General features: G+C 68.5%; 28 protein-coding genes. 6 read left to right on the forward strand and 22 right to left on the reverse strand.

Annotated features, from left to right (window positions below):
- Entirely contained in the window at window positions 1-759 is a 759-nt protein-coding gene (locus BCM27_RS19525) for a MerR family transcriptional regulator (RefSeq protein WP_004020564.1), read from the forward strand.
- A gap of 16 nt (window positions 760-775) precedes the next feature.
- Here the strand turns inward: BCM27_RS19525 and BCM27_RS19530 are convergent, their stop codons facing one another.
- From BCM27_RS19530 to mftE, 5 genes are read right to left on the reverse strand one after another with little or no spacing between them, the layout of a single operon-like run.
- The gene (locus BCM27_RS19530; RefSeq protein ID WP_004020565.1) at window positions 776-1,432 is read right to left on the reverse strand and encodes a hypothetical protein; all 657 of its coding nucleotides are present in this window, start codon (window positions 1,430-1,432) and stop codon (window positions 776-778) included.
- Window positions 1,419-1,850 carry a PPOX class F420-dependent oxidoreductase gene (locus tag BCM27_RS19535; protein ID WP_004020566.1) on the reverse strand — a complete coding sequence of 144 codons (432 nt, stop codon included), beginning with the start codon at window positions 1,848-1,850 and terminating at the stop codon, window positions 1,419-1,421. The genes BCM27_RS19530 and BCM27_RS19535 overlap by 14 nt, the downstream gene beginning before the upstream one ends.
- Window positions 1,851-1,907: 57 nt before the next feature.
- Complete coding sequence (gene mftG / locus BCM27_RS19540; protein WP_004020567.1) at window positions 1,908-3,257, reverse strand: mycofactocin system GMC family oxidoreductase MftG; 1,350 nt, start codon at window positions 3,255-3,257, stop codon at window positions 1,908-1,910.
- Window positions 3,254-4,798 (reverse strand): mycofactocin biosynthesis glycosyltransferase MftF, encoded by a 1,545-nt coding sequence (mftF, locus tag BCM27_RS19545; protein ID WP_004020568.1) that lies wholly within the window; start codon window positions 4,796-4,798, stop codon window positions 3,254-3,256. Before mftF ends, mftG begins: the two co-directional genes overlap by 4 nt.
- Window positions 4,795-5,490, reverse strand: a complete 696-nt coding sequence (mftE, locus tag BCM27_RS19550; protein ID WP_004020569.1) for a mycofactocin biosynthesis peptidyl-dipeptidase MftE — start codon at window positions 5,488-5,490, stop codon at window positions 4,795-4,797. Before mftE ends, mftF begins: the two co-directional genes overlap by 4 nt.
- Window positions 5,491-5,687: 197 nt before the next feature.
- On the opposite strand from mftE, the gene BCM27_RS19555 reads away from it, so the two are divergent.
- The gene (locus BCM27_RS19555) at window positions 5,688-6,800 is read left to right on the forward strand and encodes a CaiB/BaiF CoA transferase family protein (protein WP_004020570.1); all 1,113 of its coding nucleotides are present in this window, start codon (window positions 5,688-5,690) and stop codon (window positions 6,798-6,800) included.
- A gap of 130 nt (window positions 6,801-6,930) precedes the next feature.
- On the opposite strand, the gene BCM27_RS19560 is transcribed toward BCM27_RS19555, so the two are convergent.
- From BCM27_RS19560 to mftA, 5 genes are all read right to left on the reverse strand, one after another.
- Window positions 6,931-7,743, reverse strand: a complete 813-nt coding sequence (locus BCM27_RS19560; RefSeq protein WP_004020571.1) for a mycofactocin-coupled SDR family oxidoreductase — start codon at window positions 7,741-7,743, stop codon at window positions 6,931-6,933.
- A 75-nt stretch (window positions 7,744-7,818) separates the two neighbouring features.
- The gene (gene mftD, locus BCM27_RS19565) at window positions 7,819-9,018 is read right to left on the reverse strand and encodes a pre-mycofactocin synthase MftD (RefSeq protein WP_004020572.1); all 1,200 of its coding nucleotides are present in this window, start codon (window positions 9,016-9,018) and stop codon (window positions 7,819-7,821) included.
- Window positions 9,019-9,126: 108 nt separating this feature from the next.
- Window positions 9,127-10,422 (reverse strand): mycofactocin radical SAM maturase, encoded by a 1,296-nt coding sequence (mftC, locus tag BCM27_RS19570; protein WP_004020573.1) that lies wholly within the window; start codon window positions 10,420-10,422, stop codon window positions 9,127-9,129.
- A gap of 139 nt (window positions 10,423-10,561) precedes the next feature.
- A complete protein-coding gene (mftB, locus tag BCM27_RS19575) occupies window positions 10,562-10,915 on the reverse strand; it encodes a mycofactocin biosynthesis chaperone MftB (RefSeq protein WP_004020574.1) in 354 nt (117 codons plus the stop codon).
- Window positions 10,915-11,022 carry a mycofactocin precursor MftA gene (mftA, locus tag BCM27_RS19580; protein WP_033204074.1) on the reverse strand — a complete coding sequence of 36 codons (108 nt, stop codon included), beginning with the start codon at window positions 11,020-11,022 and terminating at the stop codon, window positions 10,915-10,917. Before mftA ends, mftB begins: the two co-directional genes overlap by 1 nt.
- Before the next feature lie 160 nt (window positions 11,023-11,182).
- Here mftA and mftR point away from each other — a divergent pair, with 160 nt between their 5' ends.
- The 3 genes from mftR to BCM27_RS19595 all read left to right on the forward strand — a co-directional run bounded on the left by mftR (window position 11,183) and on the right by BCM27_RS19595 (window position 13,431).
- Window positions 11,183-11,800 carry a mycofactocin system transcriptional regulator gene (gene mftR / locus BCM27_RS19585; protein WP_004020575.1) on the forward strand — a complete coding sequence of 206 codons (618 nt, stop codon included), beginning with the start codon at window positions 11,183-11,185 and terminating at the stop codon, window positions 11,798-11,800.
- Between the two features lie 130 nt (window positions 11,801-11,930).
- Window positions 11,931-12,989 (forward strand): ferredoxin--NADP reductase, encoded by a 1,059-nt coding sequence (locus BCM27_RS19590; RefSeq protein ID WP_004020576.1) that lies wholly within the window; start codon window positions 11,931-11,933, stop codon window positions 12,987-12,989.
- Window positions 12,990-13,041: 52 nt separating this feature from the next.
- A complete protein-coding gene (locus BCM27_RS19595) occupies window positions 13,042-13,431 on the forward strand; it encodes a DoxX family protein (RefSeq protein ID WP_004020577.1) in 390 nt (129 codons plus the stop codon).
- Window positions 13,432-13,587: 156 nt separating this feature from the next.
- Here the strand turns inward: BCM27_RS19595 and BCM27_RS19600 are convergent, their stop codons facing one another.
- From BCM27_RS19600 to BCM27_RS19645, 10 genes are all read right to left on the reverse strand, one after another.
- Entirely contained in the window at window positions 13,588-14,319 is a 732-nt protein-coding gene (locus BCM27_RS19600; protein WP_004020578.1) for a DNA alkylation repair protein, read from the reverse strand.
- Between the two features lie 6 nt (window positions 14,320-14,325).
- Window positions 14,326-15,519: an NAD(P)/FAD-dependent oxidoreductase gene (locus tag BCM27_RS19605; RefSeq protein ID WP_004020579.1), complete on the reverse strand. Its 1,194-nt coding sequence runs from the start codon at window positions 15,517-15,519 to the stop codon at window positions 14,326-14,328.
- Between the two features lie 82 nt (window positions 15,520-15,601).
- The gene (locus BCM27_RS19610; RefSeq protein WP_004020580.1) at window positions 15,602-16,180 is read right to left on the reverse strand and encodes a hypothetical protein; all 579 of its coding nucleotides are present in this window, start codon (window positions 16,178-16,180) and stop codon (window positions 15,602-15,604) included.
- On the reverse strand, window positions 16,177-16,815 hold the full coding sequence (locus tag BCM27_RS19615) for a hypothetical protein (RefSeq protein WP_004020581.1): 639 nt from the start codon (window positions 16,813-16,815) through the stop codon (window positions 16,177-16,179). The genes BCM27_RS19610 and BCM27_RS19615 overlap by 4 nt, the downstream gene beginning before the upstream one ends.
- Before the next feature lie 31 nt (window positions 16,816-16,846).
- On the reverse strand, window positions 16,847-17,383 hold the full coding sequence (locus BCM27_RS19620) for a hypothetical protein (protein WP_004020582.1): 537 nt from the start codon (window positions 17,381-17,383) through the stop codon (window positions 16,847-16,849).
- The gene (locus tag BCM27_RS19625; RefSeq protein ID WP_004020583.1) at window positions 17,380-18,003 is read right to left on the reverse strand and encodes a hypothetical protein; all 624 of its coding nucleotides are present in this window, start codon (window positions 18,001-18,003) and stop codon (window positions 17,380-17,382) included. Before BCM27_RS19625 ends, BCM27_RS19620 begins: the two co-directional genes overlap by 4 nt.
- Window positions 18,000-18,929: an SDR family oxidoreductase gene (locus BCM27_RS19630; protein WP_004020584.1), complete on the reverse strand. Its 930-nt coding sequence runs from the start codon at window positions 18,927-18,929 to the stop codon at window positions 18,000-18,002. Before BCM27_RS19630 ends, BCM27_RS19625 begins: the two co-directional genes overlap by 4 nt.
- Window positions 18,930-19,008: 79 nt before the next feature.
- Complete coding sequence (locus BCM27_RS19635) at window positions 19,009-19,641, reverse strand: TetR/AcrR family transcriptional regulator (RefSeq protein ID WP_004020585.1); 633 nt, start codon at window positions 19,639-19,641, stop codon at window positions 19,009-19,011.
- Complete coding sequence (locus BCM27_RS19640) at window positions 19,638-19,874, reverse strand: hypothetical protein (protein ID WP_141638824.1); 237 nt, start codon at window positions 19,872-19,874, stop codon at window positions 19,638-19,640. Before BCM27_RS19640 ends, BCM27_RS19635 begins: the two co-directional genes overlap by 4 nt.
- Before the next feature lie 123 nt (window positions 19,875-19,997).
- On the reverse strand, window positions 19,998-20,981 hold the full coding sequence (locus BCM27_RS19645; protein WP_004020587.1) for an o-succinylbenzoate synthase: 984 nt from the start codon (window positions 20,979-20,981) through the stop codon (window positions 19,998-20,000).
- A gap of 83 nt (window positions 20,982-21,064) precedes the next feature.
- On the opposite strand from BCM27_RS19645, the gene BCM27_RS19650 reads away from it, so the two are divergent.
- Entirely contained in the window at window positions 21,065-22,000 is a 936-nt protein-coding gene (locus tag BCM27_RS19650) for an oxygenase MpaB family protein (protein WP_004020588.1), read from the forward strand.
- 141 nt (window positions 22,001-22,141) lie between these two features.
- Here the strand turns inward: BCM27_RS19650 and BCM27_RS19655 are convergent, their stop codons facing one another.
- Together BCM27_RS19655 and BCM27_RS19660 are read right to left on the reverse strand one after the other, a co-directional pair.
- Window positions 22,142-22,888, reverse strand: coding sequence for an alpha/beta fold hydrolase (locus BCM27_RS19655; protein ID WP_033204071.1), 747 nt, complete (start codon window positions 22,886-22,888; stop codon window positions 22,142-22,144).
- 79 nt (window positions 22,889-22,967) lie between these two features.
- Window positions 22,968-23,939, reverse strand: a complete 972-nt coding sequence (locus BCM27_RS19660; RefSeq protein WP_033204095.1) for an alpha/beta hydrolase — start codon at window positions 23,937-23,939, stop codon at window positions 22,968-22,970.
- Between the last annotated feature and the right edge of the window lie 102 nt (window positions 23,940-24,041).

Genomic DNA, 24,041 nt, shown 5'->3' on the forward strand with positions numbered 1-24,041 from the left:
ATGACCGAGTACCGGATCGACGACCTGGCGCGCGTGTCCGGAACGACGACCCGGAACATCCGCGGCTACCAGGAACGGGGGCTGCTCCCCCAGCCGCTCCGCCGTGGGCGCGTCGCGATCTACACCGAGAAGCACCTCCGCAATCTCCGGGCGATCAACAAACTGCTCGGCAGCGGCTTCACGCTCAAGCACATCGCCACGTTCATGACGAATCCGGGCGCTCGGATCGGGGATGCGTTGGAGCTCAACGAAATCCTCGACGAGCACTGGTCGAGTACATCGCGTCCGGAGATCACTCGCTCCGAACTCGACGACCGGTTCGGTCTGCTGGACGAGCCCCAGGTAGCGGCACTCGTGCAGGCCGGGGTGATCGCCGAGACCGGGCGCGACGGGGTGTACGAGGCCGTCGATCAGCGCATCATCGGGAACCTGGCCAAGCTCGTACGACGGGGCGTGCAGATCTCCGCGCTGGCCGACGTCCACGAGCGGTTCACCGCGAAGATCAACGAAGCCGCCGAGATCCTGCTCGCTGCCGCGCACGACGAGGTGGACCGGCGCAAGGGCCCGGGCTGGCTGCCGGAGAACGACGACGACGTCGCCTGGGCGGTGAACCTGTTGGGGATGATGCGCCGGGTCGGGACCGAGAACGCGCACGCCGCACTCGACCGCGCCCTCGACACGGCGCTGGACCGGGAACTCTCGGCCCACCAGAGCGCCGTCGACGAACGCACGGACGCCGACGCACCGCAGCCGGACTGAGTTCCGGCCCCGCACCTCAGCGCGACACGGTGTGCCGCCCCGGAAGCACGACGAGGGACGCGAGGAAGAAGCAGATTGCACCGACGAAGGTGCCGGACGTGGCAGCTACGGCGTCGGCGGTGACGCCACCCTTGGTCACGAACGCCCCGACCGCGGACACCCCGAATGCGACACATCCGATCCAGTTGACCAGCACCGACCACCAGTCACGATCACGGAGGTCCCACCGACGGCCGGTGGCGCGGGCGTACCCGGCGAAGGCAACCGCACCGCTGATCAGGAAGGCGATCGAACCGCCGGCGTCAGGGGTCCAGACGAGGTGACGGTCGCCCCAGATCGTGTGTGCCACAAGCGCCCCCGTGGTCGACACGTTGAAGAGGATCGTACCCACCGATTGCGTTGCGGCGCTCAACCATTCGGCTCGGATCACCGAACCGGGCGCCGAGGACCGCAGCTCGGTCACGGTTCCGCTGCGAACCAGCTGGATGACACCGGCACCGGTGAAGAACCATGCGCCGACGAAATAGCAGCCGTTGGCGAACCCGGCACCCACCAGATGCGCCAGCCCGGGGGCCGAACCCAGCGCGAACAGCGCCGAGCCGATCATGAACCCCCAGCACTGCTTGCGCAGCGTCGGCGTCAGGAGCGCATTCCGCCGCTCATGCGGTGACATCGAGGCTCGCGATGACCTTGATCGGGTCGATCCAGATCGCCAGCTCGCCGGGCACCCCGTTGCGGGCCCCGAATTCCTCGGCGCGGTCGGCGCCCATGTACCGGGCCCCGCACAGCGAGGCGATGCGACGTACCTCGTCGAGGTCCTCGGTGATGCGGGCGCTGCCCTGCACCTGCACGAACCCGAAGGGCGGTTCGGGCAGGTCAACCGACATCACGACCCGTGAATCGCGAAGCAGCGCACGACCTTTGGCGGTGGTGGCGCCGGTGTTGAAGGCAATCCGATCACCGTCGAGCACGAACCACACCGGAACGACGAGGGGTCGTCCGTCGGCGGCGAGATATCCGAGATGACCGGTTTTCGTGCCGCCGGTGAGGAAATCGCGGACGGCCGGATCGGACAGCGAGGACGCAGGCATGCTCACAGACTAGAGAGACCCGGCCCGGACCGCGAGCGTTCCGGGGGGTAGTCCGACTCACCGTTGTGCGAGTACCGTGCCGATGCGGCTCGCCATCATCATGATGGTCGCGTGCGGACCGCTGCGGCCGCTACCGGGCAGAATGGACCCGTCGACGATTCGCAGGCCGCGGGTCCCGGATACGCCGCCGAGCCAATCGGTCCGGATTCCCATCGGCACGGTCCCCCACGCATGCTGGGAGAACCCGGCCCGATCGGCGATCCGGACGCTACCCGGTACGACGACGTCGGTGAACTCCGGCGACCGCAGCATCTCCACGACACCCGCGGCGGCCGTCCTCAGCGAGGCCGCGGTGTCCGGGTCGGGCTCGACGAACTCCATCCGTACACGCGAGTGATCCGCGACGATTCGCACCGGCGAGTGCCGCATCGCGGTCACCTCGACAATCGGCCCGCTGACGGGCAGACCGTGAATATAGGAAGCGAAATCGTCTCGGTAACAACGAATCTCGAGTCCGTTCTCGGTGTGCAGCACAGTCGGCAGCACCATGCCGGCGTCGGCCGGTGACCGCCTCGAGTACGACACCGCGAGGCCCCGGTGTTCCCCGGCCGTCAACGACCTCACATCCGAGCGACCCCGTGCGCCCGATCCCGGCAGGCCCGGTACTTCCGACCGGAGCAGGATTCCCGCGGTCCCGAGCGTGCCCGCGGCGAGGATCACCTCCCCCGCCCTCACGCTCAGCGACCCCGCACGCACGCCCGTGACCGTCGGACCCCGAACCGTGTCGAGGCGGTCGACCACCCGCCCGGTCAGCACCCTGAGGTTGGGACGCGAGAGCGCGGGGACGAGGTAGGCGTCGGCTGCGGATCGGCGCGCTACTCCGCTCCGGTTGGTCAACACCCGGTTGAGCCCGACCACCGGCCACCGCTGCGCGATCGGGCGCACCGGCGCACGTTCCGACCAGTAGCGTTCGAAAGCGCGTCCGGCGTCGCCGAGTTCGTCGTCGGCCACGGGTTCGACACCCATGGTGCCCGCGGGCGCGTCCAGTTCGTCATAGGCGTCGGCGATGGCGTCGGGCTCCCACCCGGCAGGCCACGACCCGAAGTCGTCTCGATGCCACCTCAGGAAGTACCCGCCGTTCACCGCCGACGAGCCGCCGAGTGCCGAACCGCGGGCCGCGTACACCCCCAGATCGGTGGCGTGCCGGACGGCGTGCGGCGCAGCGTCGTCGATCGGCAGTCGCCGAAGGTCCAGGTCGGCCGGCGTGGGCAACCCCGCGGGCCCCCGCTCGAGCAGTACGACCGTGCGCTCCGGCTCCCGCGAGAGCCTCTCCGCGAGCACACACCCGGCACTGCCGGCACCGACGATGACAACGTCTGCGGTGAGCGACCGATCGGCCGCCGTCATCGAGAGATGACCGGGCGCAATGCTTCCGGGTCTCGATGGGCGATGACTCCCTGCCACAGCCCGGCACCGTAGGCCAGATCGTCGAGGCGGTGCATGAGGATGTAGCGCAACGGCCCGAGCGTGGGTGGGCTGGTCGGATCGGCGAGCAGGTCCCGAACCCAGGACACCACCCCCTCGACGATCGCCACCTGCACGGCGAGGGTGCGGAACCGCTTCGACACCAGCGCGAGCAGCAACGCCACCGGCCAATAGTGGCGGCAGATCGCATCGGCGGCCTGCAGCAACCCGAACCCGGCGGCCCGCCCGGTCATCTGCGCGGACACCAGGGGCGCCGAGGGCAGGTCACCGAGCCGGCGGCGCATCCGCACCGCGAGGTGGGTGAGGATGATCATCGCCAGCGCAGCACCGAAACGGGTCCGCGACAGCAGCGCGACCACCGCGGCCGCCATCGGCACCGACATCTTCATCGGTGCCGCACGGTCGCCGTGGCGGGAGGCCAGGTGCGCCGCGCCGGTGCCGTAGAAGCACCGTCGCGAGAGCACCGACCGCAGATCCGTGCGGTGTTCGTGGGCGACGCGCGCGACCGGGTCGTAGCGGATCCGCCATCCCTCCGCGTGCATCCGCCAGCATGCGTCGACGTCCTCGGCCACCCGCAGCGACTCGTCGAATCCGCAGAATGCATTGCGCCGCACGACCATCGCGGCACTGGGCACGTACGGCGTCCGGGTGGACGGCGCCACCGCGGACTCCTCGGGACCCATGTCCAGTGACGACCAGCCGTTCTCGTAGCGCTCGGCCAGCGATGTCGTCATGGCGTCGTCGTCGGATCGCAGCCCGACGATCCGCGGCGCGACGAGTCCCACGGTCGGATCGGAGAAGTGCGTGAGCAAGATCGTGAGCCAGTCCGGGTCGGGTACGACGTCGGAGTCGAGGAAGGCGACGAAATCGGTCGTCGCCGCCGCCGCTCCCGCGTTGCGCGCCGCCGACGGGCCGCGATTGTCGTCGAAGCGCAGGACCCGGGCGGTCGGGCGATCCGCCTCGATCGGCGTCGCGGAGCCGTCGTCGACGACGATGACCGCCAACCCGGCGAGGGCCTCGAGGAGGCGGTCGACACCGTCCTGGTTGTCGCGCACCGGGACGACCACCGTGACATCTTCCGGTTGCGGGCCGAACATCGGCCGCGGATTGGCGATCCCCGCGTCCAGCAGTGCGCGCGCGAGACGCCGGGTCACGTTGTCGCACACCTCGATTCGTCCATCCTCGGAAGTCATCCCGAGCGCGGTGTCGGACATGCGCAGCAGGCGCGTCGGCGATCCGCCGACGAGGTAGCGGAAGTCGCCGGCCTTCGCGCATCGCAGGTCGATCTGCACCTGGAACCCGTCCGGCAGACCGGTGTGCGTTCCCGTCGATGCGTCCGCCGCCGGCTCGCCCTCACGATCCGCGGAGTCGGAGTCGGAGTCGCCCCGAGCTGCGGCGCCCTCCGCGCTCCCATCCTGGTTCTCGGCACAGCGACGTGGAGCCGAGTCGTCGAGGGCGGTCATCCCAGACGCCCCAGATCGTCGATCTGCCACGAGTCGAGCGCGGCGCACAGCCGATCGGTGACGTCGCCGACCATGCCTGCACCGTCGTCGGGGTTCGCGCCGTCCGGATCGCCGAGGACGCCGTTGGGACTCACCGCGGCGACGCCGCCCGATCTCATCGCACCGAGCAGCGCGCCCACCGGCTCCCGATTGCCCGCGACTGCGCGCGAGGGATCGACGACCGACGGCGAAACATGCAGCAGCACAGATGTTTCGGTGAACCCGGCGTGCGCATCGGCCCCGTCGAACGCGCACGGGAACCAGGCGACGTCCCGGCCCTCGTAGCGCAGTCGGGTCACCGCCTCGATCAGCGTCCTGGTGTTTCCGCCGTGCCCGTTGACGAACACCACGCGTGCCGCCCACCGGCATGCACTGCGGCCGTATTCGACGAGCAGGCCGCGCAGCGCCTCGTGCCCGATCGAGATGGTGCCGGCGAAGCCCTCGTGTTCACCACTGGCGCCGTAGTTGAGGTCCGGGGCCCGCAGGAGTCCGGAAGCCTCCGATCGTCCGCACACGCGCTCGGCGATCGCCGCCGCGATGCGCGTATCGGTGTCGAGCGGGAGGTGCGGACCGTGTTGTTCGACCGAGCCGAGAGGCACCAGCAGGGTGATCACCTGCCCGTCGAGGTCTGGCCAGTTGCACTGCCCCAACATCGATGGCCCTGTCATTCGACCAATGCTAGCGATGGTGCTTGCGAGTGTGTCGGTCTCGCCCGAAAAACGAAGCGAAAAACGCGCCCAGATCGCGCTGCGGACCACCCTGACGAGCGTTCGATCGGTTGTGGAATGCTTGGTGCATCCGAGTGACACCTGACACAGTGCGCAGTACAACGATCGGGAGGACGACACCCATGAGCAGTGCCACACCACGCGACAGCGGCAAGCCCGGCCCACTGAGTTCGATCCGGGTCATCGAATTCGCCGGCATCGGACCCGGTCCGCATGCCGCCATGCTCCTGGCCGATCTCGGCGCCGATGTCGTGCGGGTCCAGCGGCCCGGCTCACTGCCCACGCCGGGCCGCAACGCCGACGCCCTCCTCCGCGGCCGGCGCGTCGTCGAGGCGAACCTCAAGGACGCGAACGACCGCGAGACCATCCTCGGCCTCGTCGCCAAGGCCGACGTGATCCTCGAGGGTTTCCGCCCCGGCGTGATGGAGCGGCTCGGACTCGGACCCGATGATCTGGAGAAGGTGAACCCGGGACTGGTCTACGGACGCATGACCGGCTGGGGCCAGGACGGGCCGCGCGCCAACCTGGCCGGGCACGACATCAACTACATCTCGCTCACCGGCATGCTGCACGCCATCGGACGCAAGGATGATCGCCCGGTGCCGCCGCTCAACCTGGCCGGCGACTTCGGCGGCGGGTCGATGTTCCTCGTCGTCGGCGTGCTCGCGGCGCTGCTCGAGCGCGGGATCTCCGGGCGGGGACAGGTGGTCGATGCCGCCATGGTCGACGGCGCTTCCGTTCTCGGACAGATGATGTGGGCCTTCCGCGGCACCGGCCTGTGGAGCGACACCCGCGGTGTCAACATGCTCGACACCGGCGCCCCGTACTACGAGGTCTACGAGACCTCCGACGGCAAGTACATGGCGGTCGGCGCGATCGAGCCCCAGTTCTACGCCGAACTGCTCAAGGGCCTCGAACTCGCCGATGCCGATCTGCCGGACCAGAACGACATCTCCCAGTGGGGCAACCTGAAAGAGGTCTTCACCGAGACCTTCAAGACTCGCACCCGGGACGAATGGGCCGCGGTCTTCGAGGGCACCGACGCCTGCACCTCGCCGGTCCTGACCTTCGCCGAGGCACCCGCCGACGCCCACATGGCCGCGCGCGCCAACCTCGTCGACATCGACGGCGTGACCCAGGCCCAGGTCGCTCCGCGCTTCTCCCGCACCAAGCCGGAGACCCCGGCCGGCCCGACCACCGAGGCAACCGATCCGTCGACCCTCTGGGCCGACTGACGAACGACCCGCTCCCCGAGGTGCGAGGAGCGAAAGCGACGAGCCACGAAGGGCGACAACTCACGTCGCCCTTCGTGGCTCGCTTCGCTCACGCCTCAGGGAGCAGAATGTGGCTCGCTTCGTTCGCGCCTCAGACCTTCGAATGCCCCATGTCGATCTGGAACTCGGCCGCGGTGATGCCCTTGGCGCTGTCGGAGGCAAGGTAGAGCACCGCGTCGGAGATCTCGTCGAGCGCAGCGACGGGGTGGTAGTCGAGGATCGACGTGAAATGTGGATTGACCCACGGGATTCCGAAGATCCGGTGGGCTTCGGTGTCGGCCACGCCCATCGGGGTGTCGACCGCGTAGGGGTGCACGCTGTTCACCCGGATTCGGTGATGCCCGAGCTCCTTGGCGGTCGTCTGCGTCAGTCCGACCAGCCCGTACTTCGACGCCGAGTACGACGCCTGCAGCGGCATCGCCTTCAGCCCCGCGACCGAACTGATCACGGTGATCGATCCCCCGTTGCCCGCCTCGAGCATCGCCGGGATGGTGGCCTTCAACGTCTTCCACGCACCGACGAGGTTGATGTCGATGACGTCGGTGAACTGATCCTCGCTGAGCTCCCAGACCTTGCCCCAGGTCAGCACGCCGGCATTGGCGACCACGTGGTCGAGCCGGCCGAACTGCTCGACGGCGTCGGCCACGAGTTGCTGCTGGAGAGCCAGATCACGCGTGTCACCCTGCCGCGCAAGGATCTTCCCGCCGACGCCCTCGACGAGACGGATCGTCTCGGCGAGGTCGTCGGCGGTCGCCGCGGGGTAGGTCGCGTGGTCGATGATCGGTCCCGCGATGTCCAGGCCGACGATCGCGGCCCCCTCGCGGGCGAACCGGATCGCATGATTGCGACCTTGACCACGGGCGATGCCGGTGATGTAGACGACCTTGCCGTCGAACTGTCCCATGGCAGAACTGTAACACGTTCTAGTTCTGCTTCCCCAGGGTTCTCACCGGCAGATTCTCACCGCCACGGGGACTGGTCAGGCGTCGCCGAACGACCGGGTGAAGCCGTCGGGGATGACGAGGTCGGCGGCCGAGAGTTCGTGGACACTCTTGTGTCCGAGGCCCATGAGCACGCCGTCGAGTCCCATGCGCATGAGGTCGAGGACGTTCTCCACGCCGGCCTGGCCGTTGGCGGCCAGACCCCAGAGGTACGCGCGGCCGATCATGACCGCGCGGGCACCGAGCGCGAGTGCTTTGGCGACGTCGCTGCCGCGACGGATACCGCCGTCGAGGAGGACCTCGATGTCGTCGCCGACCGCGGCCGCGATGTCCGGGAGGAGACGGATCGTCGCGGGAGTGCCGTCGAGGTTGTTGCCGCCGTGGTTGGACACCGACAGCGCCGTTGCGCCGATGTCCACGGCCCGCTTGGCGTCGTCGAGGCGGGTGATGCCCTTGACCATGAACGGCCCGCCCCACTGCTCCCGAAGCCACTGCAGGTCTTCCCATGTGGGCGGGGGCGTGTTCATCCACGACCCGTAGGCCCCGAAGAACGTGGGACCGGTGACACCCTGCGGGGTGAGGTTGGGCGCGGTCAGGTCGGGGATGTTGATCTTGCCGCCCTTGACCCAGTCGAGTGCATAGCGCGGCTTGACCGCGATCTCCGGCCCCAGACGGAGTAGGGCCTTGAAATTGACCTTCTCCGGGATCTCGGGGCTGCCCCAGTCGCGGCCCACGTTGAACACCCAGTCGGTGGTGACGATCAGGCCCTTGGCGCCGGCCGCCTTCGCGCGCTCCGCGCGGGCCAGGATGTCATCCCGGCTGCCGAGCCAATAGATCTGGAAGAACACCTTGTCGTTGACCTCGGTGACCTCTTCCACCGCGTGCGAGGCGAAGCTCGACAGGCCCATGGCGGTACCGCGCGCCGCGGCGGCTCGCGCCACCGCGACCTCGCCGTCGGGGTCGACGGCCTGCACCCCGGTGGGCGAGATCATCACCGGGAACGAGATCTCCTGGCCCATCACCGTTGTCGTCATCTCGCGGTCGGACTGTGCACCGACGACATGCGGCGCCCAGCCGAGTTCGGAGAACGCGCGCACGTTGTCGTCGACGGTCACACCGGCCTGGGTGCCGGCGACCAGCGAGGAGTACACCGACTTCGGCAGACGTTTCTTGGCCCGGCGCTGTGCTTCGGTGACGGTCTCGAACCAGGGGTTTCTCGCCCAGGGGTTGGCAGCCATGTTCTTCCTACTCATTCATCGTCCATGAGCGCCGGCCGGGCACTCATGAGGCCGGGCGCTCCGGGTCCCGCCGGGACCCGGTGCACCCGGAACGTACCGCGGGTGGATCTACCGCGCGGCGGGGGTGAACCCGGCGAGCGGGTTCTCATCACAGGATTTGGTGGGGCGCGACGCGACCGGGGTCAGGTCGCCGTCGGGACGCCGGGTCATCAGGGTCAGCGGGGTGCCCCGCGAATGATCCTTGTTCGCAGTCGGTTTCATCCGCTCGCCGGCGAGGAGTTCTTCGCCGTACCCCTGCACACACTCCGGATCAGGTCCGGCCAGCGGCAGTCCGGTGAAGAACTTCGCCGCCATGCAGCCGCCGCGGCACGCATCGAAGTGCGCACACTTGGTGCACGCTCCCGCGTTCTGCGGCTCGCGCAGCTCGGTGAACAGATCCGACCGCTGCCAGATCTCCTGGAAACCGCCGTCGGAGAGGATGTTGCCGGCGAGGAAGTTCTCGTGGATGGCGAACGGGCAGGCGTAGACATCGCCGACGGGGTCGATCAGGCAGACCACGCGCCCCGCACCACAGAGATTGAGACCGGGCAGGCCGCCACCGGAATCCGAACCGAATGCCGACAGGTGGAAGAACGAATCGCCAGTGAGCACCCGATCACCGTGCGCGACAAGCCAATCGTAGAGTTCACGCTGCTGCTGCGGCAACGGATGCAGGTCGTCCCACACATCGGCGCCACGGCCCGAGGGACGCAGCCGTGTGATGCGCAGGGTGGCGTTGTAGCGGTCGGCGAGCGCCTTGAACTCATCGAGCTGGCTGACGTTCTGCCGGGTCATGACGACACTGATCTTCGCGTCGGCGAAACCCGCCTCGGCCAGGTTCTCCAGCGCCCGGACCGCCATGTCGAAGGAGCCGGGACCGCGGACCGCGTCGTTGACCTCCGCAGTCGCACCGTCGAGCGAGATCTGGACGTCGACATAGTCCGACGCCGCCAGGCGGGCCGCGACCTTCTTGTCGATGCGAAGACCGTTGGTGGAGAACTTGACCCCCACCTGGTGGCTGGTCGCGTAGTCGACGAGCTCCCAGAAATCCGGACGCACCGTCGGCTCGCCACCACCGATGTTGACGTAGAAGACCTGCATGCGCTGCAGCTCGTCGATGATGGCCTTGCACTGTTCGGTGGACAGCTCGCGGGGATCCCGCTTGCCCGACGACGACAAGCAGTGCACACACGCGAGGTTGCACGCGTAGGTCAGCTCCCACGTCAGACAGATGGGGGCGTCGAGACCCTTCTCGAACTGGTCGACGAGTCGGCCGACCTTGGGCACGTCGCCGGCGGGCGGCATCGGCGCACGGAGGGAATCCGTGAGTTCGGCTGCGGTGGGTGGCATCTCGATGGTCGTCATCGTTGAGGTCCTTGCATTCGGGGCTGGCAGTTTCGGGCTGGGGCGCCGGGCCCGGGCGATCAGAGGCGGGCGACGACGGCGACGATGTGGATCGAACCGGGGGCTGTACCGGCCGGCATCGCCGTGCGGGGTCGGCGGGTCAGGCGGCGCGCGGCACGATCATGCCGCTGTCGGCGAGCGCGGTCAGCGCCTGCAGGTACAGGGGACGTTGGGCCGGCGTCACCCCGGCGGCGAGGAGCGCGGCCTCCGCGGAGTCGTGATCGGCCAACGACTTCACGATGCCGACAACGGTGAGGTTCTTGAGGAACGACAGCTTGCGCGTACCGAAGTGGTACAACAGCGCGCCGAACGGCTCCGGGCGCAACGCGACCTTCGGGTTGAGCTGCCACGGCTCGAGGGTGTCGAAACCGGGCGCCTCGGCTGGGGAGTCGAACCGGACCCCGGCGACCGCGGAACGGCCGCCGGAGATCGGATTCGATGTCGGGGCTGACATCAGTAGACCCCGCACATCCCGTCGATCGAGACCTCTTCTACGAGCGACTCGGCGAGAAGCTCCGTGTCGTTCGTGCTGTGAGCTGCTGCAGCGGACTGATCTGCCATGATCCATACCTCCTGGTTGATCGGGTAGTGATGCGGATCACGACAAACTATAGTGGCACTGAGTGCATAAATCCAGAGGGCAGGCGACAACTGTCCGAACGGCCAGGTCGACCGGTTCCGTGATCCCGTATCCCCCGGGTCCCATAAGGTGAGGTCGGAGATGACGACGACGCCGCACAACGATCAGCCCGCACGCACGCCCCCGGGCCGACGCCCCATCACGTCACGTGCGCAGATCAGCGCACTCGCGATCCACCTCTTCACCAACCGGGGCTTCGAGGACACCAGCGTCGACGACATCGCCGAGGCGGCGGGCATCGCCCGTCGCACGTTGTTCCGCTATTACTCGTCGAAGAACGAGATCCCCTGGGGCGAGTTCGACGACCATCTCGACGAATTGCGGACACTACTGGCCGGCATCCCTGATGAGACACCGATGGCCGAAGCCCTCGTCGACGCCCTCGTGTCGTTCAACCGCGTACCGGCCGAGGAACTCGACAATCACCGGCGGCGCATGTCACTACTCCTCGGCGTACCTGCACTGCAGGCACATTCGATGATCGTCTACGCCGACTGGCGGCAGGTGATCGCCGAGTTCTGCGCCGCCCGGCTGGGCGTCGGAGTCGGCGATCACCTGCCGCAGACCATCGGCTGGCTGTGCCTCGGCGCCGCGCTCGCGGCCTACGAGAAATGGCTCGACGACCCCGAGGCCGACCTGGAGGGTCTCATCGAGTCCGGCGCGCGGACGGTGGCCGACGGTGTGGCAGCCCTGGCGTGACTACGCTGGCAACGGCTGCGCGGGATCGACGGGAAGCCCCTCGTGGGAACCCCGGTGGTTACGCTAGGCTGAAGTAGAACGTGTTCTAATTTGGGCCGGTTGCCGGTCCTCGACGGCGGAGACTGCGCACATGTCTGACCTGACCCCTCACGGTTCACGCAGCGTGATCCTCACGGTGTCCGAGGTGATCGACGAGACGGCCGAGGCCAAGTCCATCGCCTTCGAGGTACCCGAGGCCTCGCCGAAGCCGTTCACCGATTACAAACCGGGACAGTTCCTCACGCTACGGATTCCGAGCGAGCAGACCGGCTCGGTCGCGCGCTGCTACTCGCTCGCGTCGTCGCCGTTCACCGACCCGCAGCCGAAGGTGACCGTGAAACGCACCGCCGACGGCTACGGATCCAACTGGGTGTGCGACAACCTCTCTCCCGGCACCCAGGTCGAGGTGCTGCCGCCATCGGGCGTGTTCACCCCGAAGTCCTATGACATCCCGCTGCTGCTCATCGCGGCGGGCAGCGGTGTCACACCGGTGATGTCGATCCTCAAGGCGGCCCTCGAGAAGGGCGACGCACCGATCGTCTTCTTCTACGCCAACCGCGATGTCGCCGACGTGATCTTCGCCGCCGAGCTCCGCGACCTGTTGGCCGCCCACCCCGACCGGCTCACCCTCGTCCATTGGCTCGAGTCTCTCCATGGACTGCCGAGTGCGACCGCTCTGGCAACGGCCTTCGCGCCCTACGCGACGTCGCACGTCGCCTACATGTGCGGGCCCGGCCCGTTCATGGATGCCGTCCACAAAGGCCTCGCGGACGCGAACTTCCCGCACCACAACGTCCACACCGAGGTCTACAACTCCCTGTCCGGCGACCCGTTCGCCGACGTCGAACTCGACGAGGTGAGTGAGGAGGAACAGGCCGGCGCGGCCACCGTCGAGGTCGAACTCGACGGTGAGACCCATACCCTGACCTGGCCGCGCTCACGGACTCTCGTCGACATCATGCTCGCTGCCGGACTCGATGCGCCGTATTCCTGCCAGGAAGGTGAATGCGGTTCGTGTGCATGCACTCTCACCGAGGGCAGCGTCGACATGGACAATGCCGGCGCGCTCGATCCCGAGGACATCGAGGACGGCTACATCCTCGGCTGTCAGGCGCACCCCACATCGGACACCCTGAAGATCGAATTCTGACAGAGTGGGTCGAGTCCGTGCAGTCGCAGTTCTACCGAAGGAGTACGACGACGTGAGCACCATCCGCGGTTCCCGGCTCGATCCCACCCAGCTCGCACGTGGCCTCGCAGCCATGCTCATCAGCATCGGCGTGCTGCACTTCGTGGCGCCGAAACCGTTCGACGAGATCATCCCCGAAGAGATCCCCGGCGATCCCCGGACCCTGACCTACGCGTCCGGTGTCGCCGAGATCGGCTTGGGCGCAGCGTTTCTCGCTCCGAAGACCCGACGAGCCGCGGGCGCGCTGTCCGTCCTGTTGTTCCTCGCCGTGTACCCGGCCAACATCAACATGGTCCGGCTCTGGTGGAACAAGCCGCTGCCCTACAAGATCGTCGCTCTCGCCCGGTTGCCTTTCCAGTTCCCGATGATCTGGGCCGCGGCGAAGGTCGCGCGCGAGGGCTGACCCTTCGAGGCTCGTCGACCTCGACGCGCTCCTTCGTCGCTTGCTCGGCCCGGCGGCTTGCGCTCCTCGCACCTCAGGGAGCAGAGGGGGGTCGCTTCTCTCGGATCAGGGAGCAGAACGCTCTGCGGCCCTTTCGGATTCGAGAGCACAGAGCAGTCAACGGAGGGCGCGATAGTGTGCGCGTTCGTCCGGAGTCCGGTGCTCGAGCGCATACGACAGTGCGGTACGGCCCATCCGGGCGGCATTGTCGTCGAGGTAGCCGAGCAGCACGGTCGCGTCGACACGCTTGCCGACCTCGCGCAGCATCCAGCCGAACGCCTTCTGGATCAGATCACGGCGGTCGTCGCGGACAAGCGGCGCCACCGCCAGCAGTGCCGTCGCGTCACCGCGCTTGATGGGCGCGAAGGTCGCGATGATCCCCACCCGGCGCCGCCACAGGTCGTCATCCCGCGCGTGTCGCAGGATGAGGTCGAGTTCGCCGGTGCGGCGGCAGTATTCGCCGAGCACCGGATCGGCGGAGGAGTCGACGAGATCCCAATTGTTCACCCGGCCCCGACGCACGGCGTCGAGATAGAGGTCGACCCAGCCCCGCCCGTCGCCACCGCCGCGCAGTTCGGTGTCGAACTCCTGGCGGAGGATGAACAGGGCGATCAGCCGGTGCTCGTGCACCGGCGAATCGAGCAGTTCGACGACCTGGTCCGGGCCGATGCCACGGAACCCCTTCGCCAGCTTCCGTTGCACGGGGACACGGATTCCGAGGAATTCGTCGCCCTCTCCGTATCCCCCGGGCCGCGCCTGGAAGAACGCGGCCTGCCCGAGCGCGAGCCCCGGATCGGCCACCTCGGCTGCCGCATCACGCACCTGCGCTGCGGTCGGCGCGTCCGACATGTGTCGCTACAGCAGATCGGCCACGGGGGTGGGGGTCTGGAGCTTGGGCCGGGTCTTCATCACCGCACCCACCTTGCCGGCGCCCACCACACCGGTGAGCACACCGCCCCGGCTGTAATACGCGACGAACTTCTTGCCGTCATCGTCGACGACATGAACCTCGTCATCGGCGCGCGGAGCACCGAGCACCTGGATCTTGACGTCGAACTGGTCGCTCCAGAAGTAGGCCACCGACGCCGTCACCGCGTCGCCACCGGTGATCTGGTGGGCCACCACCGACGCCTGCTCCACGGTGTGGTTCCAATGCTCGACGCGTGTGGGCCACCCCTCCCCGTCGAGCCAGTTCGCCACATCACCGAGCGCATACACATTCGCGACACTGGTATGCCCGGTGGCATCGCAGGCGATCCCACCACCGCTCTCGCGCGGGGCGAGATCGATTCCCGAACCGTCCAGAAAACCGGTCACCGGAGTCGAACCGATACCGACCACGACGATGTCGGCGGGCAGGGTCGTGCCGTCGGTGAGTTCGACCGCCTCGACCCGACCGTCCGACACCACGATGCTCGCGACACCGACGCCGGTCCGGAGATCGATGCCGTTGGCCACATGCAGCCGTGAGACCAGCGCGCCGATCTGTTCCCCCAGTGCCACGGCGAGGGGCGTCGCAGCCGGCTCGACGAGACTGACGGACAGCCCGCGCGTCACAAGACCCGCCGCCACCTCGCATCCGATGAAACCGGCGCCGATGACGACCGCGGTGCTCGCGGAATCGATCTCACCGCGCAGCGCCACCGCGTCGTCGTAGGTGCGCAGCACGTGCACACCACCGACCCTCTCGGGCAGACCCGGGAACGGCCGCGGATCGAGGCCCGTCGCCAGCACCAGGGTGTCGTAGGCGACGGTGGCGCCCGACGCCAGCGTGATCGTCTGCTCCGCCGGCGACACCGCGCTCACCGCGTCACCGAGCCGCAACGTGATGCCGGCCTCGTCGTAGAACTCCGCGGGCTTGAGGTCGACGCGGTCGTCCTTGCCCAGCAACACCGACTTCGACAGGGGCGGACGATCGTACGGCGGGTGATCCTCCGCCCCGACGAGCGTGATCGGGTCCGCGAACCCGTTGTTCCGCAGGTTCTCCGCGACCCGGATACCCCCAAGCCCGGCACCGACGACGACCACGCCCGCGCTTGATCCACTCATCTCTCGTCCCCTCTTGTCGTCCCTCCCGCGGACACCGGTCAGAGCCCGGCGGTCGCGCGGACCGCCCCGGGGCACGGGTGCCTCAACGGGTCACATCGCCGACCGGTTGCAGGTCGGACAGCAGCCAATTCCCGTCGACCTTACGCATAAGTGCCCACCGCGCGGTAGGGGTCGCCGCAGGTTTTCCGTCGGCGGGCTGCCTAACGTCTGTAGATTCTTCGCCTGCGCTCCGTCCGACCACCTCATTGACGAACACCAGCACCCGCCCCCGGTCCGAATCAGCCTCGTGCAGACCGGCACCGACGACCTCGCCCCGGACCGACAGCGCGGACGCACGGACACCCGGCACCACGACATCGGCCCCGCGGTTGCGGTAGTCCAGGCGGAGCGGGTCGGTGAGCAACGCGTCGGTCGCGCGACGCCGGTCGGCAGGGTCGTCGGGCGAATAGGTCAGCACCGCACCCACGGCCGCCGCCGTAGCCGTGAGGATCTCGGCGCGCTGATCGTCGGTCGGGTCGGAGTCCGGACGCAACGTGGCCGCGCCGGCGATCACCGCGATCACGAGCAGCAGCACCGTCGCGGCGACGACGAGTCGCAGCCGGGCGCGCTGGCGGCGGGTCGGCCGTGCCGGTAGTGCTTCCCGGCCTTCGGTGGCGGTCACGGACGCCTCGCCTGGGCGATCTTCCAGCCGTCTTCGGTGCTGGTCATCGTGACCAGTGCCGTGATCCGCTCACCGGTGGTGTCGATCTCCGAACCGTCGCCCGGCTCCCCGAGGAGCGCCGGGTTCGTCGCGTCGGCGACGACCAGGACGTCGACACTGCTGCCGATCTCGTCGGACGTCGGGTCGGTGACGAGTCCCGCCGAAACCACCTGCCCGACACTCGGACCCGCCTGCCCACCCACCTCCGCCGCCAGGGCGTCGCGGGCGGCGTCGATCCGCTCCCGCTGCGAGCCGGTGCTCACCGCGGCGACGGCGGCCACATATCCCTCGGGGTCGGTCGGGTCGGCGGTGAGCATGGCGGTGACGGCTCCGCGTGCGGATGCGAGCACGTCATCCGCCAGGGCCGCCGCCGCATGCTGTTCGCGGATCTGCCAGCTCAACACTCCGGCCACCGCGACGAGCAGCAGCACGGCGACCGCCACTGCGACGAGGGCCCGGCGCAGCAGACGTGTCCGTCGTGAGGCACGCGACCGTAGGGCCGGGGCCGCGGCGATCCGGGCGGTGCGCGCCCGGCGCACCGCCGTGTCGACCCGCTCGCGAGCGAGTTCGACTCTTGCCGAACCGGTCTCGTTCATCGCCGCCACCGCCTCCGACCCTCGGGCGCAGTCATCCGATCACATCCGCCGCCGCGAGAAGCCAGGCGTCGTCGATGCGGACGAACCGGGCGAGAACCGAGCGGCGCACCGTCGTCGCCGGCCCGGCGTCGGGGCGTACGGTCACCGACACCCGCACCAACGTCTCCCCCTCCTCGCCGTCGGCTGCGACGACGCTGACGATCTCCGGGCGCCACGTGACCGACGACGTCCCCTCGGGCGGCGGCCGATCGAGCTGAGCGCCGTAGCTGTCGGTGAAGTCGTCCGCGACCAGAGCCCGCGCGCGGGCCCGGTCCTGCTGCCATCTGTCCGCGTCGACGGAGAAGACGTCCGAGACGATCGCGCCGGCCTGTGTTCGCAGCTGATCCCGGCTGTGCGCGACGTCGGCGCCGGCCCGCTGCGATCCCCACAGTGCGAGCACGACGACGAGGGCGGTCACCAGTACGACCGATGCGATCGCGATGCAGACCGCGGCGGCTCGTGCGGTGACCGGCGGTGTCGTCTGCCCCCGGCCCGATCCGGCGGCTCCGGACTTCGTCGGCGAACTCATGGAAGATACTGCACCGCCCCGAGTTTCAGACTTCCACCGGCCGGCGTGACGAGGACACGCAACCGGAATCGGCGCGCCTGGTCATCGGCCGCGCCCGGAGCGTTCTGGCCGGCGAAGACCACGGTGGCGGCCACGAGGACCGTGGCGGAATCGCCGTCGCGGACGGAGATCCCGGTGCCGTCGACCGAAGACTCCGCGACAGTGCCGTTGGCGCGGACGAATTCGGTGTAGCTGTCCGCCGATTGAGCGAATTCGTCGTAGAAGGCCCCGGTGGCACCGGCGAGGATCCGCTGGGCGCGCCGGTCGTCGCGGCTGTCCGGCGCGATCAGCACCTCGACGCGTTCGGCTGCGGCCGACTGGAGTTCGGCATCGGAGTAGTGCGCGCGGTCCCGCGTCCACGCGGTGACCGCGACACCGGCCAGCCCGAGCGCAACGACGAGCACGAGGCCGGCGACCACCCACCGACGCCGGGGAAGTCGGCGCCGTAGACCGGCGTCGACCTCGATCCGGTGCAGCTCGTCCAGCGCGTCGCGCAGCTCGCGTCTGGCCGCCCGATCGGCATCCAGCTCATGCGACCCGGACGGGGCGGCCGCCCGCCCGCTCGTACCCCCCGCCTTCACGACGACAGGGGCGTGCTCTCCTGGGGCGATGTCAGGCGCTCGCCCGCCGCCCTCGTCTCGACCTTTTCGCCGCGGATTCGGCTGGAGTATGCGGCGCGGGCCTGCTGGTCGGGACTGAGGAAGATCGAGTCCAGCTTGGTCAGCTTGCGCGACAGCCGCTTCATCGCCTGCGGGAAGAGCGGACTCGACTCGGCCCACCGCATCGACCGCGGCGCGTAGACGCGGGTGACCGGCCGCGCGATCGTCTGCACGACGATCGAGGCGACCTCACCGGGCTCGACGGTCTGGATGAATTTGTTGGTCTGCAGACCCGAGATCAGTGCGGTCCGCGTGAATGTCGGCAACACTGCACTGATCGTGACGCCCTGCGGCTCGAGTTCGGCGCCGAGCGCCTCGGAGAATTCGATGACGGCTGCCTTGGCACCGTTGTAGATCGTGAGGCCGGGAGTCGGTATGCGTCCGGCGGTCGAGGCGATGTTCACGATGTGACCGGTCCGGCGCGGCGCCATCCGGCGGGCCGCCTCCTGGCATCCGATGATCACACCCAGGACGTCGATCTCGTAGGTCCGGCGAATGATCGTGTCGTCGTAGGACAGGAACGGACCGACCGGCATGATCCCGGCGTTGTTCACGAGTACGTCGATCGGCCCCAGTCGAGCCTCGACCTCGGTCAGGAACGCGTCGAAGGACTCGCGCTTGGTGACGTCCACCTCGATGCCCTCGATGCCGAGGTCGGCGGCGGCCTTCCCCACGGCTTCGGAGTCCACATCGCCGATGGCGACCTTCGCCCCCGCGTCGAACAGCTGGGTGGCGGTCTCGAATCCGATGCCCCGGGCGCCACCGGTGATGACCACGACCTTGTCCCGCAACGCGGCGCGGATGGCCGCGTGGTCGGGTGTGCGGGACAGCCTGTCGCGCAGACTCATTGGATCTCCTTAGGTGGAAGTGGACGGAATCGGTCAGCGCGGAGCGGAGCGGAGCGAGCCGTTCATCTCCGGCAGGGTGTCACCAGATCATCGGTGCGAGGAACTTCGCGGCGAAGTCCCGGACGCGCTGCGGTTCGTTGCGCGCGGGGTCCGACGGCGGCGTCTCGAGCAGCGAGATCACCAGGCGCACATGGATCTCCACGGCCTCCAGCAAGTCCTCGACGGGCATCTGTGCACCTTCGTCGCGGAGCGTCGCGGCCACTCGGTCGGTGACCATGTCGATGAACAACGACGTCATCTTGGCGGTGACGCTCTTGATCTCGGAGTCGGTGAGGACGATCCGGCTCAGCAACGGGTCGGAGTTGACCCATTCGGCGCCGACCGCGAACGCCTCGACCAGTGCGGCCTTGGGACCGAGTCCCTTCACCGAGGCCTCGAGCTTCTGCATGCCGGTCTCGTAGGCGTCGTTCGCCACCGCGTAGAGCAGCGCGTCCTTGTTGGGGAAGCGCCGGTACAAGGTGCTGCGGCTCACCCCCGCACGCGCGGCGACCTCGTCGATGTTGGCGCGTCGGACGCCGACCTCGGCGAACTCGGCCCCGGCGGCGGCGAGGATCGCCGCCTCCTGGTCGGCCGGGCTCGCGGTGTTCCGGACCTTACGTGTCGACGTCCGGGTCCTGCTGTCGGTCTTCGTCCCGGTATCTGCCACGGTCATCGCCGCCGCGAGGTGACAGGGAGCTCGTTCTCCGCGGGTTCCGACAGCCGGCCACCGCCCGGCGTGCGATGCATGATCGTCGTGATCTCCATCAGGTCAAAATACAACCCGCAGCTACGGCACATGCGGCCGACGAGAGCACCGTCCTCGGCCTCGGGCATCGCGACGCCGTACGAGAGGGGAGTCTCGGACAGCCCGATGCCTGCGGGCGCAGCCGCCAGAACCGAACTCATGCCCATCCCCTCCCGCTCAGACCGTGAGTGAGTCACCCCGATGATGTGACCCACATCGCATACTAGACCATGTTGAGACAGATCGGAAAAACCGTTTCTACCGCGAGGTGCGCCCGGGCACCGTCACCGACCGGCGAGGAGGCGATGACATCGCCGCAGACGTTCCCGCCACCGGTGCTGACCGTCGGGTCCCAGCGCGAGTTCGCCGGTGTCGATCGGGGCTTCGGCGTCGAACCATCGGACGTCGACGCCGCCGTCGATCATCTGGAACGACGTCGCGACGTCCGCGGCGAGCAGCGTCCCGGTGCCCAGTCCGCACGCTAGTTCCAGGCGGGGCAGCGCGGCGGCGGCAGCGATCCCCGCGGCCATCCCGATCGCGCTGTCGAGCGCGCTCGAGACCACGATCTCGAGCCCGATGCTCTCGGCGAGCGCGAGCGTTGCCCGCATGCCGCCCAGCGGCGCCACCTTGACCACGGCGACATCCGCGGCGTCTGCGGCCACCACCCGATACGGATCGTCCGCCTTACGGATGGACTCGTCGGCCGCGATCGGCACCCCGACCGCCCGACGGACCGCGGCGAGTTCCTCGACTGTGCGACAGGGCTGTTCGGCGTACTCGACGTCACCGATGGCCCGCAGGGCGGCGATGGCCTCGTCCACGGTCCACCCCCCGTTCGCGTCGACGCGCACCCGCCCGATCACCGCACGCGTGGCCGCCACCCGCGCGATGTCGTCGTCGAGCGTCTGCCCGGCTTCGGCGACCTTGACCTTCGCGGTACCCGCACCGGGGTAGCGCTCGAGCAGCGCCGCGACCTCCTCGGCCGGGATCGCGGGCACCGTCGCGTTCACCGGGATCCTGTCGCGAACGGCCACGGGAGGCCCGACCCACGCCGCCTCGAGACCGGCCCGCAGCCACGACGCCGCCTCCGGATCGTCGTATTCGACGAACGGCCCGAATTCACCCCACCCCGCCGGACCGGCGAAGACCATCGTCTCGCGTGAGGTGAGCCCGCGGAACCTGGTGCGCATCGGGAGTCGGACCGCCACAGCGGATGCGAGGACGTCCTCGACATCCGGAAGGACCCAGTCCTGCTCGTCGCGCATCATCCGACCTCTCTCTCCGAACGCGGATCACCCGCTTCGTTGAAACAACCTTCCAAGTTTGTTCCAAGTGCGATAGTCTCGCCGCCATGCCAGTCAACCAGGGATTCGATGCCGGTATCCGCGAGGCGGAACCGATGATCGTCGATGACACTCCGGACACCGCGGGCGAGATCGCCTCTCCGCGTCTCGGTGCCGACTCGCTCGTGTGGAAGTTCTACGGCGACAACCGCGGCCTGCTCGGTTTCCAGCGTCTGGCCGGCACCGAGAACTGCATCGAACAACTCGGCCAGGCCGTCCTGGACCATTCGGTCATCTTCAGCGACTTCCTCGGCCGGGCCAAGCGCACCGGCCCGCCCGTCATGCGCACCGTCTACAGCACCGAGCCGGAGAAGTGGGGTCGCACGGTGCGCGACTTCCACAAGGACATCAAGGGCACGATCAGCGACGGGTCGCGCTACCACGCGCTCAACCCGGAACTCTTCTACTGGGCCCACGCGACCTTCGTCGACCAGGTCCTCTTCATCACCGACACCTTCATCCGACGCCTGAGCTACGCCGAGAAGGTCCAGATCTTCGAAGAGAGCAAGGTCTGGTACCAGCTCTACGGGGTCAGCGACCGAGGGCAACCGCAGACCTACGACGAATTCGTCGAGTACTGGGACGACATGCTCGACCGGTTCGTCCCGCACAAGACCATCGTCTATGCGACGGGATACATCCGGCAGGGACTCCCCCGGCCCAAGAAGATCCCCGCGCCGGTCTGGAAGGTCGTCTCGGCTCCGCTGAACGCATTCATCCGCACGGTGGTCGTCGGCACTCTCCCCCAGCAGATGCGTGACGTCTGCGAGCTCGAGTGGAATGATCGGCGCGAGAGGAACTTTCAACGCTTCGCGGCGCTCATGCGGGCCGCCAACCCGCTGATCAACCGGCTGCCGCTCAAGTATCTCTATGTCCCATGGGCCTACGACGCCTGGCGCAAGGTCGGGATCGACCCGCGGCCGCTGCACAACAAACCCGCCTGACCCCTCCTTCCCTGAGCTGAGGAGCGTGCGTGACCCCCGCCGCCCCCTGAGGAGCGTGCGCGACCCCGCCGCCCCCTGAGGAGCGAGCGTGCGCGACCCCCGCCGCCCCCTGAGGAGCGAGCGCGCGAGCGTCCCGAAGGGTCAGTGCCCCAGAAAACCGTCGACCTGGCTGACGAACTCCGCCGCCCGGTCACGGTGGACGCTGTGGCCTGCGTCGATGGTGACGAACCGCGAGTCGGGCAGGGCGTCGCTCAGGGTCTGCAGGTGGCGTGGGGGAAGGAAACTCTTCTCGCCACCGGAGATGACCAGTGACGCGGCCTGCACGTCCGGCAGCTCCGACCACCAGCGCGGTGCACAGACGTCGAACTCGGCGACGATCTGGTCGCCCATCCGGCCGTCGAACCGGATGACCGGAAAGGGGTTGCGCGCCAGCGCGATCAACCCACGGATCTGTTCACCCAGGGTGGCGCGCATCGCGATGCCCTCGGAGAGGTCGGCCTCGTCGCGGGGCATCGGCGGGACCTCCTCGAGGACCAGACGCCGAATCCGGGACGGCTCGAGCATCGCGAACCGCAAGGCGGTGTGGGCGCCGAGCGAGTGGCCGACCACGTCGGCCACCGCGACGCCGAGGGTGTCGAGGACGTAGGCCAGATCGTCGCGGAAGTCGTCGAGCCGGTATACATCTCGAGCTCGGCCGCTGCGTCCGTGCCCACGGAGGTCCACACTGATCACCGCCCGCCCCCGGGCGCGGAGTGCGGCCGCGAGTGGACGCCAGGTCGAATGATCCGACGCCATGCCGTGCACGAGGACGACGGGCACCCCACGATCGGTCTCGCCCGCCACCCGGACCGCGAGATCGGGGTCGCCGGCTCGGCGCAGAACACGCATGACAGTCAGCTTACGAGCGCCGGGAATGCGGTGGCCGTCACAGTCCACACGACGGTTCGCGCTCCTGTCCGTTCGCTTCTCACCGGTCGCGGAACCAGCCGCTCTTCTTGGCGCGCCACACCATGTCCTCCCAGTACCCCCAGGTGTGGGTGCCCACCGACGGGAAGTCCGTCGTGATCGGGATCCCCTGCAGCGCGGCCGCGACCTCGAACGACCGGGTCTGTGCCAGCGACACGACCTCCAGCGGCGTGCCCTTGACCGAGGCGACGGCGTCGGCATTGTGCGGACCCCACGTCGCCGATCCCGAACCGATGCGGATCTTCATCCCGCGCATGCGGGGCAGCTGGACGAGTGCATCGTTACGCGTCCAGCGGTCGCTCCACGGCGGACCCCACATCGCGTCGGCGCTGAACGGGCCCACGCCCGCGCCGATGCCGGCGTCGATCAGTGCGAGCCGGACGGCCTCGCGCATGGTCGGTGCGGACAGGTTCAGGTAGCCGGACATCGAGAAGACATGCGAGACACGCTGACGGTGGTACGCCCCGTAGACCATCGCTGCGTTGCCGCCCATGGAGATACCCATGAGTGCGTACTTGCCCAGCGGGCCGACGGCGAGACCGCGAGCGTCGAGTTCGCGCACGATCGTGTCGAGCCGACACGTCCACCGGTAGCGATAGCCGATCTTGTTGGCCGGGCTCGCCGCTTCCCAATCGGTGTAGAAGCTCGCGAGACCCCCGACGGGCTGGACCACGTTGACACCGGAGTCGGCGATGCGCTGGACACGCGTGTCCCGACGCCACCCGCTGATGTCACTCGTCGCGCGGAGGCCGTCGAGCGCGATGACGGTCTTGTAGTTGCCCCAGCGGGTCCACGTGTCCACCGGGGTGCTCGGCATACCGCAACCGGACACGGAGAACCTGCCGTATGTCGCAGCGGCGGACGCATTGCCCGAACCGATGGTGACGACGCCGACCACGGCGAGGAGCGTGAGAGCGAGAGCAAGCACTCGTCGTCTGCGCGCGAGACGACGAGGCCGGAGTGAGAACTGCACCGACGAACAGTAATTCGACGGCGGACAGCGATGCCACACCTGTGACCACAGGGCATCGACATCGATACCGACCGGTGACCACAGTGACTATAGTGACCGAAG

The organism is Gordonia terrae (assembly GCF_001698225.1).
GTDB lineage: Bacteria > Actinomycetota > Actinomycetes > Mycobacteriales > Mycobacteriaceae > Gordonia > Gordonia terrae.

Excerpts from the sequence above, each read along its gene's own strand:
- mftG (WP_004020567.1), bottom strand. The coding sequence starts at position 3,257 with ATGACGGCGGCCGATCGGTCGCTCACCGCAGACGTTGTCATCGTCGGT.
- BCM27_RS19650 (WP_004020588.1), top strand. The coding sequence starts at position 21,065 with ATGCCAGTCAACCAGGGATTCGATGCCGGTATCCGCGAGGCGGAACCG.
- BCM27_RS19615 (WP_004020581.1), bottom strand. The coding sequence starts at position 16,815 with ATGAACGAGACCGGTTCGGCAAGAGTCGAACTCGCTCGCGAGCGGGTC.
- BCM27_RS19640 (WP_141638824.1), bottom strand. The coding sequence starts at position 19,874 with ATGAGTTCGGTTCTGGCGGCTGCGCCCGCAGGCATCGGGCTGTCCGAG.
- mftC (WP_004020573.1), bottom strand. The coding sequence starts at position 10,422 with ATGACGACCATCGAGATGCCACCCACCGCAGCCGAACTCACGGATTCC.
- BCM27_RS19525 (WP_004020564.1), top strand. The coding sequence starts at position 1 with ATGACCGAGTACCGGATCGACGACCTGGCGCGCGTGTCCGGAACGACG.
- BCM27_RS19560 (WP_004020571.1), bottom strand. The coding sequence starts at position 7,743 with ATGGGACAGTTCGACGGCAAGGTCGTCTACATCACCGGCATCGCCCGT.
- BCM27_RS19645 (WP_004020587.1), bottom strand. The coding sequence starts at position 20,981 with ATGATGCGCGACGAGCAGGACTGGGTCCTTCCGGATGTCGAGGACGTC.
- BCM27_RS19535 (WP_004020566.1), bottom strand. The coding sequence starts at position 1,850 with ATGCCTGCGTCCTCGCTGTCCGATCCGGCCGTCCGCGATTTCCTCACC.
- mftE (WP_004020569.1), bottom strand. The coding sequence starts at position 5,490 with ATGTTGGGGCAGTGCAACTGGCCAGACCTCGACGGGCAGGTGATCACC.
- BCM27_RS19635 (WP_004020585.1), bottom strand. The coding sequence starts at position 19,641 with ATGACCGTGGCAGATACCGGGACGAAGACCGACAGCAGGACCCGGACG.
- mftA (WP_033204074.1), bottom strand. The coding sequence starts at position 11,022 with ATGGCAGATCAGTCCGCTGCAGCAGCTCACAGCACGAACGACACGGAG.
- mftD (WP_004020572.1), bottom strand. The coding sequence starts at position 9,018 with ATGGCTGCCAACCCCTGGGCGAGAAACCCCTGGTTCGAGACCGTCACC.
- BCM27_RS19655 (WP_033204071.1), bottom strand. The coding sequence starts at position 22,888 with ATGCGTGTTCTGCGCCGAGCCGGCGACCCCGATCTCGCGGTCCGGGTG.
- BCM27_RS19530 (WP_004020565.1), bottom strand. The coding sequence starts at position 1,432 with ATGTCACCGCATGAGCGGCGGAATGCGCTCCTGACGCCGACGCTGCGC.
- BCM27_RS19590 (WP_004020576.1), top strand. The coding sequence starts at position 11,931 with ATGTCTGACCTGACCCCTCACGGTTCACGCAGCGTGATCCTCACGGTG.
- BCM27_RS19620 (WP_004020582.1), bottom strand. The coding sequence starts at position 17,383 with ATGAGTTCGCCGACGAAGTCCGGAGCCGCCGGATCGGGCCGGGGGCAG.
- BCM27_RS19605 (WP_004020579.1), bottom strand. The coding sequence starts at position 15,519 with ATGAGTGGATCAAGCGCGGGCGTGGTCGTCGTCGGTGCCGGGCTTGGG.
- mftR (WP_004020575.1), top strand. The coding sequence starts at position 11,183 with ATGACGACGACGCCGCACAACGATCAGCCCGCACGCACGCCCCCGGGC.
- BCM27_RS19630 (WP_004020584.1), bottom strand. The coding sequence starts at position 18,929 with ATGAGTCTGCGCGACAGGCTGTCCCGCACACCCGACCACGCGGCCATC.
- mftF (WP_004020568.1), bottom strand. The coding sequence starts at position 4,798 with ATGACCGCCCTCGACGACTCGGCTCCACGTCGCTGTGCCGAGAACCAG.
- BCM27_RS19555 (WP_004020570.1), top strand. The coding sequence starts at position 5,688 with ATGAGCAGTGCCACACCACGCGACAGCGGCAAGCCCGGCCCACTGAGT.
- mftB (WP_004020574.1), bottom strand. The coding sequence starts at position 10,915 with ATGTCAGCCCCGACATCGAATCCGATCTCCGGCGGCCGTTCCGCGGTC.
- BCM27_RS19600 (WP_004020578.1), bottom strand. The coding sequence starts at position 14,319 with ATGTCGGACGCGCCGACCGCAGCGCAGGTGCGTGATGCGGCAGCCGAG.